This window comes from Microcystis sp. M_QC_C_20170808_M9Col, from assembly GCF_007095495.1.
GTDB classification, from domain to species: Bacteria; Cyanobacteriota; Cyanobacteriia; order Cyanobacteriales; family Microcystaceae; genus Microcystis; species Microcystis aeruginosa.
Map to the genome: position 1 here is coordinate 1 of NZ_SFBZ01000341.1, position 11,042 is coordinate 11,042.

The following is an 11,042-nucleotide window of genomic DNA, read 5'->3' on the forward strand; positions in this document are numbered from 1 at the left end:
CTTACAAAGACTTAATAGAAGGGATTGAATTGGCTATGTTAGAAGTTACTCAAAAAGATATTCGCAATTGGTTTACTCACTGTTGCTACTGTACCTCATAAGTCAGAGAATTGCTATATCTAGGAGGGAAAGTTACAGATCCAAAGTCTTACGAAGAACTCAACCAAAAAATCGATGAATTACGGACAGAAGAAACAGACTTAATTTCTCAATACCCTAATATTCAACCTGAAAGTTATGGAAAGTATATTGCCAAAGCGCGTATTGTTGCAGAGATGCTAAGGTCATTTTACGATCAGAAAGGAACTTTTGGCGGTGAGTCTACCATTGAATTTAGTAAACTGATACCAAAGATTCCTCAAAAAGATCCCCAATTTCAGCCAGCGATCACTTAATGACAAAAGTGCGATCGCCAGAGAGCGATGCTAACACGTCGCTGCAACGGACTGATACTATAGACCTCTTGCAAAAATCAAAAATCTTCCGTTAGCGATCGCCGATCTTGTAAGCTGCGTTCCCCACGACAACGCCTAATTACTCTGCCAATAAATTCTTGGGAACGCACCAAGATTATCGACTTTAAGCAAGCGATCGCAGTCTAAAGTTAGCCTTAAATTATAATCGTTCATACTAGGACGTGCGAGCGATATCCTTATATATTTATGTCATAATTATTTTGGTTCTTCGTTACTTGGTATGGTTCGATAGGGGGGCATAAATCGACTAAATCCTTATCTGGCAAGAGACTTAATTGATTAGTTCGCTCTAGATCGAAAACAATTGACAAAAATCGCCAAATGTCTTTCTCTATAAGAATTTCATTCCTTATAATCCTGTACGTTGCATAAGACAAACCGAAGAACCATTATTTTTTATTCTGGTCAGCCTAAAAATTAGGTATCGGTTATGAACACATTTACTGCTGTTGTAGAAAAAGATTTTGATACTAATCTTTATGTGGGTTATGTCCCTGGTTTTCCCGGAGCAAATTCTCAAGGTGAAACTTTAGATGAATTACAGACAAATCTTTGTGAAGTGATAGAAATGCTCCTTGAGGATGAACAAACAAAATTTAAAACAGTATTTGTTGGTACACAGTAACCATCGGCAATATACCTGTTCTGAAACCACAGGAAGTGGTTCGTATCTTAGAAAGTCTTGGCTTTGTTGAGGTACGTCAGAAAGGCTCCCATAAACAATTCTGTCCTGAAGATGGACGTGCAACTACTGTTCCATTTCCTAAACATGGCTTAAAGAAGAGAGAAGTGAGAGAATAGAGTAGAATGATCAGATGCTTCCATGCCTAGAAAAATCCGAGAGTTGAAAGCTCAAATTGTCCGTGAAGGATTTGTTTACTTACCCAAACGGGGCAAGGGTAGCCATGAACGTTGGAGACATCCTTTGATCGGAAAAACACTGACAATTCCGGGCAAAGATGGAGATGATGTCCCACTTTACCTAGAAAAACAACTGGCAAAACTACTGACTGAACTGAAAGAGTTGCGAGAGGATGGAGATTAATGAATAGATACAGCATGATTGTTCAGTGGTCTGATGAGGATCAGCTTTTCCTGGTAACGATCCCAGAGTTTTCTGATCTTGTCGTCATGCCTTGTACTCATGGCAAAACTCGTCAAGAGGCTATCCACAACGGTGAAGAAGTGATTGAAATGTACTTGGAAGCCTGGCGGACAGAAGGTGAAGTGATTCCCGAACCCAGAACAAGATCGATCGCTTGATAAGCTAAACGGCGCTTAACCTGCATGATCCAACAGCTATAACCCTTTTGGAGTCTATATCGGTGATCCGAAGTAAAAGCCGTTTAGCTTACTCGCGATCGGTCCTGGGGCATAACAACGCCTCTGCACACCGACTGCCGAGAGTTAATCGGTGATGATGCTAGGGTTATCTGCACAGTGAACAGCAATCACTGAACTGAAAACCCACATCTGATCACTAATACCCTAAAACCCCAACACCCAAGCCCTGCTATACAATGGTTTTTGACTTGTTTTTTGGAAGGGAACGCTAAACTATGTATTCGATCGATATTACCCTAAAACTCTCCCCCATCCCCATTTCCGTGCAGCGCAAGGAAGAAGCAGCAGCAGACGCTTTGTATCAAACAATTATTAACGCTATGCGATCGCCAAATCCGGAATTATTAGAATTAACCTGCGAAAAACAAACCGATAAAAAGGTGGCGGTTTTGAGCGATCAGATCAGTGCGGTGATTGTGTCACAAAAATCCGGGGCTGCCTCCACCGGTAGAGCGCCGGGGTTTGTCGCTTTAGCCACAGAATAGTTCTTTAATCAGTTATCAGTGAGCAGTAATCAGTAATCAGTGACAAGAAAATGCCAACCACCTACATAATACTTTGCACTGAAAACTCAAAACTCAAAACTGATAACTGATAAGCTGTTCATAATTTAAATTGCTTGTTGAGACGAGGCAAGAGGCACTCTTGCAAGAGGCAACAGTAAAGGGATTGGAGGAGATTCGGCTGATCATTAAGAATAAGCGGTTTAAATAGGGTTTGCGGCAAAAAGTACGGGCGAAGCATTCGGATAGAAAATCTACGGTTTCATCGATAGGTTATTGCCCGAATGCTTCGCCCCTACAGGACTCGGGCCGATGAAGACGCAAGGTTTGGAAGCACGATTCTCTCAAAATCTTGTACCTGTGGGAGCAAGAAAAGCCACAAAAACCCTATCTTGCCTACATTTCACATTTATTCAGCAAGCCCTAAATAAGTCTTAGCTTAACTGATAACTGATAACTGATAACTGATAACTGATAACTGAAAAGGCTGATAATTCATGACTATAAAAGTAACAGACCTCTGCTTTAGCTGGCCGAATGGGAAATCAGTATTAAATGGCTGCTCTTTGCAAGTTCCCAGAGGAGAATTTTGGATGTTGTTGGGGACAAATGGCAGCGGTAAATCAACCCTGCTGCGGCTCTTAGCGGGATTATTAAAACCTAGTCGCGGGGAAATAGAGATACCTAACCCCCTCGGTTTTGTTTTTCAAAATCCCGACCATCAGTTAGTTATGCCAACAGTGGGGGCAGATGTGGCCTTTGGGTTGGTATCCGAGGGTTTATCCACGCCGGCAATTCGGGCGCGGGTGCGGGAATCCCTAGGGGCGGTGAATTTATTAGAAATGGAAAAACGACCGATCTATGCTCTCAGTGGCGGACAAAAGCAAAGAATCGCCATTGCGGGGGCTTTAGCTCGTCATTGCGAGGTTTTACTCTTTGATGAACCCACCGCCCTTTTGGATGGGGATACCCAGTTAGAATTAGTCTCTCAAGTGCAGAAATTGGTCAAAAACCGGGGGATTACGGCCCTTTGGGTGACGCACCGCCTTGATGAATTGGATTACAGCGATGGAGCATTTTTGTTAGAGGGTGGCAAGGTAACGGATCAGGGAAATGCCCTAGAATTAAAAGCGAGATTATTGGCAAGTGCGGCGGGAGAATCCTAAATTTTTGTTAATATCATTAGGATGCTGTTTTTTAGAACTGCCCTTAATGCTACACCAATTACTCTCAAAGCCATGGTTAATTCCTCTGATCGTTCCCTTCTGCTGGTTGACGGCTACAACGTCATCGGTGCTTGGCCGTCCCTGAAAAAAATTAGCGATCGCCACGGTCTCGAACCGGCGCGAGACAAGTTAATTGAAACCCTAATCGGTTACACCCACCATCAGGGTTATCAAACCCAAATCGTCTTCGATTCCTACCTTCAAGACACCCCCGGCAGCCAAGAACGCTACACTAACCATTTATCGGTTTATTTTACCGCTCACGCTCAAACCGCCGACACCTATATCGAGAAAACCTGTGCCGATTTTTGGCACGATCGCGCCCCAGCTATCGGACGGATTATCGTCGCTACTTCTGATAATGCCCAAAAAATGACCGTTATGGGTTATGGGGCCCAGTGGATTTCCGCTCAACGTCTCGAAATCGAGGTGGATTTAACCGGTCGTCGTCTGAGAAAATCCCAGAGTTCTTCTCAAAGTCCCAAAGGGCGTTTTTTATTCCATTCTCTCGATGCTCAGGTGCAACAGAAATTAGAGAAAATGCGCCACGGAATTAGTTATCAAAAACCTTGACAAATTACCCCAAATATGTATCGACAAAATCCCCATTAGAGGCACAGGTAACTGTGTCTCTAAGCTTTTCAAGGTCAGTTGCGGTCTGGGGGATTTTGTCAAAAGCTGGCCCATCTAAACCACTGGTTTCACCGCTGCAATTCTGCCAAACCTAAATAATAAATTCCCGTGGGTGTCACTTGGAAGCGACAGGGTAAAACTTTGACTCCTTTAGCCACTGCTTGACGCAATAACTGCCCGTATTTAGTATCTTTACTATCCCCCGGAGCAAATCGGTCACAATCACCCCGATTAATAAAGTAGAGCATAATCGCTTCCGCTGCCGGCAATAAAGCCATTAATTCCTGTAAATGCTTCTGTCCCCGCGTGGTGACAGTATCGGGAAAAAGTGCCGTTTCTCCCTGATTCCAAGTGGTATTTTTGACCTCAATATAGGTGAGGGAATTATCCCCATGGGTCAAAAGAAAATCAATTCTACTGCCGTTATTTTGACCGTAGGCCACTTCCGATCGCACTTCGGTTTCATTTTTGACCAAATCGGGAAAAACTCCTTGCAACAGGGCATTTTTCACCACCTGATTAGGAAGATTGGTATTAACTCCCACCCAAGTCTCCCCCAGTTGAATCATCTCCCAGGTGTAAGCTAATTTTCGCTTCGGGTTATCACTGCGAGAAAGATAAACCGGTTGACCCTCTACGCATACATCTGTCATCGGTCCGGTATTAGCGCAATGGGCCGTAATTAATTCTCCGTTGTCCAGTTGTATGTCGGCAAAAAAGCGTTTGTAACGTTTAATTAAAATACCCTTGACAAGAGAAGGGTATGTGTGAACTAACAAAGAAGTCATCAAATTTCTGCCGAGGAATACAAAGTAAAGAATAGCCTTTTTTTGGGAGCTTAACCTGAAGACAGGAGACCTTTCAGTTATCAGTGAACAGTGATCAGTAAACAGTAATCATAGTATTTTCCTTTATTCGTAGCAGGCATTTTACTCTCTTGGGTTTGGTGGGTAAAATGTATTCTAAAATACAGTTCTGCTGGCGAGCAAATGGAACGAACCACAAAGACACAAAGGACACAAAGATTGATCGGTCTTATATAAGTTAAACTTATCACACAAAGAATAAGAGAGCCGGCATTTTACTCCCCTCTCCCTTTGGTTGTGGGGGTAAGGGAAATTAACCATCTCTGCGATTACTTTTGAAAAATGGCATCAGTGACAAGAAAACGGCAATTTTCTACTTAAGACTGTCCACTAAAAACTCACATCTGATCACTGATAACTGATAACTGATCACTGATAACTGATAACCGCTCAGGTACAATAAAACCTTGAGGCTTAATAGACATTGAGATTATGGGTAACACTTTCGGACGACTATTTCGGGTTTCCACTTTTGGAGAATCTCACGGGGGTGGGGTAGGAGTGGTTATCGATGGTTGTCCTCCGCGCTTAGAAATTTCCGAAGAGGAGATTCAAATCGATTTAGACCGTCGCAAACCGGGACAAAGCAGAATCGTGACCCCGCGCCGGGAAAATGACATTTGTGAGATAATTTCGGGCGTTTTTGAAGGCAAAACCCTCGGTACACCGATCGCTATTTTAGTGCGGAATCAGGATGCTCGCTCGCAAGACTACAACGAAATGGCCGAGAAATTCCGACCTTCCCACGCGGATGCTACCTACGAGGCAAAATACGGCATTCGCAACTGGAAAGGAGGAGGCAGATCCTCGGCCCGGGAAACCATCGGCCGGGTGGCCGCAGGAGCGATCGCCAAAAAAATCCTTAAATCTGTCTATAATGTCGAGATTATCGGCTATGTGAAGCGAATTAAAGATATTGAGGCAATCATCGACCCCAACACCGTCACCCTCGACGAGGTGGAAAGTAATATAGTGCGTTGTCCCAACGGGGAAACGGCCACCAAAATGATCGCCCTGATCGACCAAATTCGCCTGAATAAAGACTCGATCGGCGGTGTGGTGGAATGTGTAGCCAGAAATGTGCCGAAAGGTCTAGGAGAACCCGTTTTTGATAAGCTAGAAGCCGATTTAGCTAAAGGGATGATGTCCTTACCCGCGAGTAAGGGATTTGAAATCGGATCGGGATTCGCGGGAACCTTCTTAACCGGCAGCGAACACAATGACGAGTATTTTATCGATGATAACGGGGAAATTCGCACCACTAGCAATCGTTCGGGGGGTATCCAAGGGGGAATCAGTAACGGTGAAAATATTATTATCCGCACCGCTTTTAAACCCACCGCAACTATCGGTAAAGAACAAAAAACCGTGACGCGCAGCGGGGAAGAAACCACCCTGGCAGCCAAAGGAAGACACGATCCTTGCGTTTTACCCCGGGCCGTCCCAATGGTAGAAGCGATGATGGCTTTGGTATTATGCGATCATCTGCTCCGTTTTCAGGGACAATGTACGATTAGCGATCGCTTTTTCTAAACCTTTACCCGCGATGAAATTTTTATTCCTTCATTCCAATTTTCCCGCCCAATTTCGCCATTTAATCACGTTTTTGGCTCAAGAACCCGGAAATCAAGTGATTTTCGGCACTACCAGGCAAGAGGGAGAGATAGCGGGGGTAAAAAAATTTATTTACAAGGAAAGTCGCGCTGTTTCTCCCCAAACCCATCATTATGTCCGTCCCCTCGAAAGTGCGGTTTTGCAAGGTCAAGCGGTTTATGGTGTTTGCCAACAACTGAAAAATCAAGGTTTTTATCCCGATATTGTCTATGCACATTCTGGCTGGGGGCCGGGCCTATTTATCAAGGATATTTTCCCGAAAACTAAGTTTTTAGCCTATTTTGAATGGTTTTATCATGCCCATGGTTCCGATGCTGATTTTGATCCGGCGGATCCCCTTAATGCTGATGCCGAAGCCCGGATTAGAATTAAAAATGCGCCAATCCTGATCGATCTGGTCAGTTGCGATCGAGGTTTATCGCCGACTATCTGGCAAAAACAACAATTTCCCCCAGAATTTCACTCTAAACTCACGGTTTTACACGATGGCATCGATACGGACTATTTCTGTCCCCGTCCCGATGTGCAGTTAGTGATTCCAGAGATAGGTTTAGATTTATCCGGTGTTAAGGAGATTGTCACCTATGCAACCCGGGGAATGGAACCCTATCGCGGTTTTCCCCAATTTATGACGGCTGTTTCCCTAATTTTAGCCCGTCGGCCTAACTGTCATGTGGTGATTGTCGGTGAGGATCGGGTTGCTTATGGGAAAACTCTACCGGACGGCAAAACCTATAAACAATTGATGTTAGAAAGCCTTTCTTTGGATTTATCCCGGGTGCATTTTACCGGTTCTCTGCCCTACGGTCAATATAAACAGGTTTTACAGGCATCGGCAGCCCATATCTATCTTACTCGTCCTTTTGTGCTTTCTTGGTCAATGTTAGAGGCCATGGCCATGGGTTGCGTGGTGATTGGTTCCGATACTCCCCCCGTGCGAGAATTAATTACTGATGGGGAAAATGGTTTATTAGTGGATTTCTTTTCTCCCCAACAAATAGCTGATCGCGTCGATGAAGTGTTAGATTATCCCCAGCGTTGGCAAAATCTGCGTTTAAATGCTAGGGAAACTATCAAGCAACGCTACGACCTCAAGCAATGTTTACAGTATCATCTAGATTGGTTATTGAGTTGATGAAATGAGAGCATTTTCCCAAAAATACTGTCTTTTAAAGGATTCATATCGCTATTAAATTCTTTCTCTTACAATCCTAATTCCTTCCCAAGCAGGAATATTCTACTAAATCCAGTTATTAAAGACTGATTATATATTGCTCCTTTTGCTCATTGCCTATTGCCTCTCCTAATATGTAGCCTATACTTAACGGATTTAGTATTATATGGTTATGTTGATTCAATAATTTTTATCCCTGCTCTAAATTCCCGCAGTGCTTGAGCATGATTTTCTGTATTAATACAACGCATCAATAAACCTACATCTAAATTCGGTAAAAGTTGCGATTTACTAACAGCCTCATATCCCTCATTTCCTAAACTATAAAACAATAACTCATCATTCATCCAAAACCAAACTTCAGGGATTTGTAACCGTTTGTATGCTTCCAGTTTATTAATTCCTCCACTACTAACAACCACCTCAATCACTAAATCAGGATGTTTTCTATTGGCTCCCAACTCATAGGATTTATCACCTTCTCTTTTAACCTTTTCAAATTCATTTTCTAAGGTGACAGAACCAGTAGGAGTAAAATCTAATCCCAAAAATTCTAAATAAATTTCTAGTAAAGCACCAATACGTTCTTTGATGGTTTCGTGTTTTTTCCCTGGCATTTTTCTAATCTCCAAAACTCCATCTAAAAAAGATAACCTTAACCCTGGGCGATCAATTAGCTGTTCAACAGCTTTAAATTCTCTCCAGGTTAAGTCACTAATTAAAATTGGTTCTGCTTCTCGTTCAATGAGTGTAGTTATCATAATTTAAACCCAAATTTAGAGCGTGAATTTTGTTGACTATGATATGATATAAAAACAGAGTATCATAAAAAACGTCATGCAAGCATACAAACTCAAAGGAAAAATTGATCAATCTGGTAACTTGCTGATTACCGAACCATTGAATTTACCCCCCGGAAATGTGGAAATTGTAGTCTGGGCAGCCACAGATACCCTTGATCATACCACAACCCCAACCACTGAACCAGCACCAGAAGCACCAAAAAGAAAATCTAGGATCAAAGCATTTCAGGGTTTATTTGAAAATGCCCCTGCCATTCCGGCAGACTTTGATCCAGATCAAGCTAAATATGAATATTTAAAGGATAAATATAACCTGTGAAAATCCTGATAGATACTAATATCATTATTGATAATGCCTTAGAAAGAGAACCTTTTTGGAATGCAAGTGAACAAGTTTTATCACTAATTGAAAAAGGCACAATTGCAGGTTATATTTCCGCCTCAACTTTTAGTGATTTGTATTATATTATCCGTAAGGCAAGAGGTCGAGATTGGACGCTTACTTATTTAAAGCAGTTAATTACTTTTTGTCAAATTGCTACAGTAAATCAGGCTGCAATTATAATGGCTTTCACAACAAATTTTCAGGATTTTGAAGATTCTATTCAATACTCTACTGCGGTAGTTAATCAATTAGATGCAATTATTGCCCGTAATCCTCAAGATTTCCCCATTATCACACCAAGAATTATCACTCCTGAACAATTAATTGTGGAATTAACCAACTCTCATTAGCTGGTGGTTTTATAGCGTTTCCCAATCTCATGAGGTACACCAAAATCTTAACTCCTGAATCCTGAATCCTGAATCCTGAATCCTCAAAACCTAAGACTTTGTACCTCACAACTATGGGAATTGCTATAATAATGTATCAAGAGCATAAAAAATGTGTAAACTTAAAGAGTTCACCTATTACCAAAATCCTATGACTCGCTGGTTTAATATTGCCGGCCCTTGTAAAGACGATATCCACTATATGCTCTCTCCCACAGTCAGATTACCAGATTTAGAGGAGTTAATTCAACAACGTAGTTACTTTGTCCTTCACGCACCACGACAAACAGGGAAAACCACAGCAATGTTAGCTCTAGCAAAACAACTTACGGTTCTTCGGTTTGTGTTATGCAACGTACAGGGTTATAAGGAATGAAACTCTTATAGAGAAAGACATTTGGCGATTTTTGTTAATTGTTTTCGATCTAGAGCGAACTAATCAATTAAATATGCCGCAGTCATGGTGTCAGCGGAAGTAGGAAGTGCATTTAATCATGATCCCAGCGCCGCAGAATTAGCGATTTTAGGGGCATGGTATAATACAATTCAAGATAGGTTACCTACCGAATTACAACCAGCTGCTAAACAATGGCAACAGGAAGAAACAGGAAGCAGAATAAAGGCTTTTTTAAGAGGTTGGGCAAAAGCGATAAATCGTCCCATAGTATTATTTATAGATGAAATTGATTCTTTACAAGACCAAACGTTAATATCAGTTTTACGACAGTTAAGAGATGGTTTTCCTAATCGTCCAGAAAATTTCCCGACCTCAGTAGGATTAATTGGTTTACGAGATGTGAGAGATTATAAAGTAGCATCGGGAGGTAGTGATAGATTAAATACATCCAGTCCTTTTAATATCAAAGTTGCTTCTCTGACTATGAGAAATTTTAATCTCGAAGAAGTAGGAGAATTATATCAACAACATACAGCAGCAACTGGACAAATTTTCACACCAGAAGCAATAGAAACAGCGTTTGATTTAACTCAAGGACAACCCTGGTTAGTCAATGCTTTAGCTAAAGAAATTGTAGAAAAAATGGTAAAAGATAGAAATATTGCTATTACCAAAAAACACATTTTAACAGCCAAAGAAATATTAATTGCTCGTCAAGATACTCATTTAGATAGTTTAGCGGAAAAACTCAGGGAAAAACGAGTTAGAAACATTATTGAACCAATTTTAGCAGGGCAAACCTTACCCGATACCCTAGCAGATGATAGGCAATATTTAATAGATTTAGGATTATTAAGACGTGATCCAATGGGGGGATTAGTTATTTCTAACCCCATATATCGTGAAGTAATTCCCCGCGTTTTAGTACAAGGAACTCAGGATAGTTTACCTTTAATTAGTCCTAGTTGGTTGACGGCAAAAGGTGAATTAAATATAGATGCTTTATTAACAGCATTTCTCAAATTTTGGCGACAACAGGTCGAACCATTATTAAGTAGTGCTGCTTATCATGAAATTGCTCCACATATAGTATTAATGGCTTTTTTACATCGTGTGGTTAATGGTGGGGGAGTTTTAGAAAGGGAATATGCAATTGGTAGCGATAGAATGGATTTATGTCTGAGTTATAAAGATGTAATTTTAGGGATTGAATTAAAAGTATGGCGGGATAA

At 41.6% G+C, this 11,042-nt stretch carries 16 protein-coding genes and 3 pseudogenes; 15 read left to right on the forward strand and 4 right to left on the reverse strand.

Translation table 11 applies throughout. The annotated features are described in order from the left end of the window. Both EWV68_RS21475 and EWV68_RS21480 read left to right on the forward strand, forming a co-directional pair. A pseudogene (locus tag EWV68_RS21475) lies at positions 1-101 on the forward strand (IS630-like element ISMae26 family transposase); the annotation flags it as partial. A gap of 9 nt (positions 102-110) precedes the next feature. Beyond that, positions 111-395: a hypothetical protein gene (locus EWV68_RS21480; RefSeq protein WP_287170987.1), complete on the forward strand. Its 285-nt coding sequence runs from the start codon at positions 111-113 to the stop codon at positions 393-395. A gap of 257 nt (positions 396-652) precedes the next feature. On the opposite strand, the gene EWV68_RS21485 is transcribed toward EWV68_RS21480, so the two are convergent. Then, positions 653-853 (reverse strand): hypothetical protein, encoded by a 201-nt coding sequence (locus EWV68_RS21485; RefSeq protein WP_287170989.1) that lies wholly within the window; start codon positions 851-853, stop codon positions 653-655. 53 nt (positions 854-906) lie between these two features. Between EWV68_RS21485 and EWV68_RS21490 the strand changes: the two genes are divergently transcribed. The 7 genes from EWV68_RS21490 to EWV68_RS21520 all read left to right on the forward strand — a co-directional run bounded on the left by EWV68_RS21490 (position 907) and on the right by EWV68_RS21520 (position 4,122). Beyond that, on the forward strand, positions 907-1,101 hold the full coding sequence (locus EWV68_RS21490; protein ID WP_061432919.1) for a type II toxin-antitoxin system HicB family antitoxin: 195 nt from the start codon (positions 907-909) through the stop codon (positions 1,099-1,101). A 35-nt stretch (positions 1,102-1,136) separates the two neighbouring features. After that, complete coding sequence (locus tag EWV68_RS21495) at positions 1,137-1,277, forward strand: type II toxin-antitoxin system HicA family toxin (protein ID WP_002756833.1); 141 nt, start codon at positions 1,137-1,139, stop codon at positions 1,275-1,277. Positions 1,278-1,299: 22 nt separating this feature from the next. After that, the gene (locus tag EWV68_RS21500) at positions 1,300-1,521 is read left to right on the forward strand and encodes a type II toxin-antitoxin system HicA family toxin (RefSeq protein WP_002756832.1); all 222 of its coding nucleotides are present in this window, start codon (positions 1,300-1,302) and stop codon (positions 1,519-1,521) included. Continuing rightward, on the forward strand, positions 1,521-1,739 hold the full coding sequence (locus tag EWV68_RS21505) for a type II toxin-antitoxin system HicB family antitoxin (RefSeq protein ID WP_158201310.1): 219 nt from the start codon (positions 1,521-1,523) through the stop codon (positions 1,737-1,739). The genes EWV68_RS21500 and EWV68_RS21505 overlap by 1 nt, the downstream gene beginning before the upstream one ends. A 296-nt stretch (positions 1,740-2,035) precedes the next feature. Further along, positions 2,036-2,305 (forward strand): UPF0367 protein family, encoded by a 270-nt coding sequence (locus tag EWV68_RS21510; RefSeq protein ID WP_002756830.1) that lies wholly within the window; start codon positions 2,036-2,038, stop codon positions 2,303-2,305. A gap of 515 nt (positions 2,306-2,820) precedes the next feature. Continuing rightward, positions 2,821-3,489: an energy-coupling factor ABC transporter ATP-binding protein gene (locus EWV68_RS21515; RefSeq protein ID WP_287170991.1), complete on the forward strand. Its 669-nt coding sequence runs from the start codon at positions 2,821-2,823 to the stop codon at positions 3,487-3,489. Between the two features lie 21 nt (positions 3,490-3,510). After that, positions 3,511-4,122: an NYN domain-containing protein gene (locus EWV68_RS21520; protein WP_061432916.1), complete on the forward strand. Its 612-nt coding sequence runs from the start codon at positions 3,511-3,513 to the stop codon at positions 4,120-4,122. 128 nt (positions 4,123-4,250) lie between these two features. Here EWV68_RS21520 and sfsA read toward each other — a convergent pair whose 3' ends face one another. Next, positions 4,251-4,970, reverse strand: a complete 720-nt coding sequence (gene sfsA, locus EWV68_RS21525) for a DNA/RNA nuclease SfsA (protein WP_287170993.1) — start codon at positions 4,968-4,970, stop codon at positions 4,251-4,253. 80 nt (positions 4,971-5,050) lie between these two features. After that, positions 5,051-5,239, reverse strand: a complete 189-nt coding sequence (locus EWV68_RS22015; protein ID WP_071839390.1) for a hypothetical protein — start codon at positions 5,237-5,239, stop codon at positions 5,051-5,053. A gap of 241 nt (positions 5,240-5,480) precedes the next feature. Here EWV68_RS22015 and aroC point away from each other — a divergent pair, with 241 nt between their 5' ends. Beyond that, on the forward strand, positions 5,481-6,581 hold the full coding sequence (gene aroC, locus EWV68_RS21530; protein ID WP_287170995.1) for a chorismate synthase: 1,101 nt from the start codon (positions 5,481-5,483) through the stop codon (positions 6,579-6,581). Positions 6,582-6,594: 13 nt separating this feature from the next. Beyond that, complete coding sequence (locus tag EWV68_RS21535) at positions 6,595-7,797, forward strand: glycosyltransferase family 4 protein (protein ID WP_287170998.1); 1,203 nt, start codon at positions 6,595-6,597, stop codon at positions 7,795-7,797. 209 nt (positions 7,798-8,006) lie between these two features. Here EWV68_RS21535 and EWV68_RS21540 read toward each other — a convergent pair whose 3' ends face one another. Beyond that, positions 8,007-8,597, reverse strand: a complete 591-nt coding sequence (locus tag EWV68_RS21540; protein WP_061432912.1) for a Uma2 family endonuclease — start codon at positions 8,595-8,597, stop codon at positions 8,007-8,009. A gap of 76 nt (positions 8,598-8,673) precedes the next feature. On the opposite strand from EWV68_RS21540, the gene EWV68_RS21545 reads away from it, so the two are divergent. The 4 genes and pseudogenes from EWV68_RS21545 to EWV68_RS21560 form a co-directional block, all read left to right on the forward strand. After that, on the forward strand, positions 8,674-8,958 hold the full coding sequence (locus EWV68_RS21545) for a hypothetical protein (RefSeq protein WP_287171000.1): 285 nt from the start codon (positions 8,674-8,676) through the stop codon (positions 8,956-8,958). Beyond that, the gene (locus EWV68_RS21550) at positions 8,955-9,374 is read left to right on the forward strand and encodes a PIN domain-containing protein (protein WP_287171002.1); all 420 of its coding nucleotides are present in this window, start codon (positions 8,955-8,957) and stop codon (positions 9,372-9,374) included. Before EWV68_RS21545 ends, EWV68_RS21550 begins: the two co-directional genes overlap by 4 nt. Before the next feature lie 190 nt (positions 9,375-9,564). Further along, positions 9,565-9,753, forward strand: a pseudogene (locus EWV68_RS21555) (ATP-binding protein); the annotation flags it as partial. 105 nt (positions 9,754-9,858) lie between these two features. Beyond that, positions 9,859-11,042 (forward strand): annotated as a pseudogene (locus EWV68_RS21560) (ATP-binding protein); the annotation flags it as partial.

What these genes read in the sequence shown, in the direction of transcription:
- EWV68_RS21520 (WP_061432916.1), top strand. Translation starts at nt 3,511, where the DNA reads ATGCTGTTTTTTAGAACTGCCCTTAATGCTACACCAATTACTCTCAAA.
- EWV68_RS21545 (WP_287171000.1), top strand. Translation starts at nt 8,674, where the DNA reads ATGCAAGCATACAAACTCAAAGGAAAAATTGATCAATCTGGTAACTTG.
- EWV68_RS21505 (WP_158201310.1), top strand. Translation starts at nt 1,521, where the DNA reads ATGAATAGATACAGCATGATTGTTCAGTGGTCTGATGAGGATCAGCTT.
- aroC (WP_287170995.1), top strand. Translation starts at nt 5,481, where the DNA reads ATGGGTAACACTTTCGGACGACTATTTCGGGTTTCCACTTTTGGAGAA.
- EWV68_RS21535 (WP_287170998.1), top strand. Translation starts at nt 6,595, where the DNA reads ATGAAATTTTTATTCCTTCATTCCAATTTTCCCGCCCAATTTCGCCAT.
- EWV68_RS21500 (WP_002756832.1), top strand. Translation starts at nt 1,300, where the DNA reads ATGCCTAGAAAAATCCGAGAGTTGAAAGCTCAAATTGTCCGTGAAGGA.
- EWV68_RS21510 (WP_002756830.1), top strand. Translation starts at nt 2,036, where the DNA reads ATGTATTCGATCGATATTACCCTAAAACTCTCCCCCATCCCCATTTCC.
- EWV68_RS21490 (WP_061432919.1), top strand. Translation starts at nt 907, where the DNA reads ATGAACACATTTACTGCTGTTGTAGAAAAAGATTTTGATACTAATCTT.
- sfsA (WP_287170993.1), bottom strand. Translation starts at nt 4,970, where the DNA reads ATGACTTCTTTGTTAGTTCACACATACCCTTCTCTTGTCAAGGGTATT.
- EWV68_RS21515 (WP_287170991.1), top strand. Translation starts at nt 2,821, where the DNA reads ATGACTATAAAAGTAACAGACCTCTGCTTTAGCTGGCCGAATGGGAAA.
- EWV68_RS21540 (WP_061432912.1), bottom strand. Translation starts at nt 8,597, where the DNA reads ATGATAACTACACTCATTGAACGAGAAGCAGAACCAATTTTAATTAGT.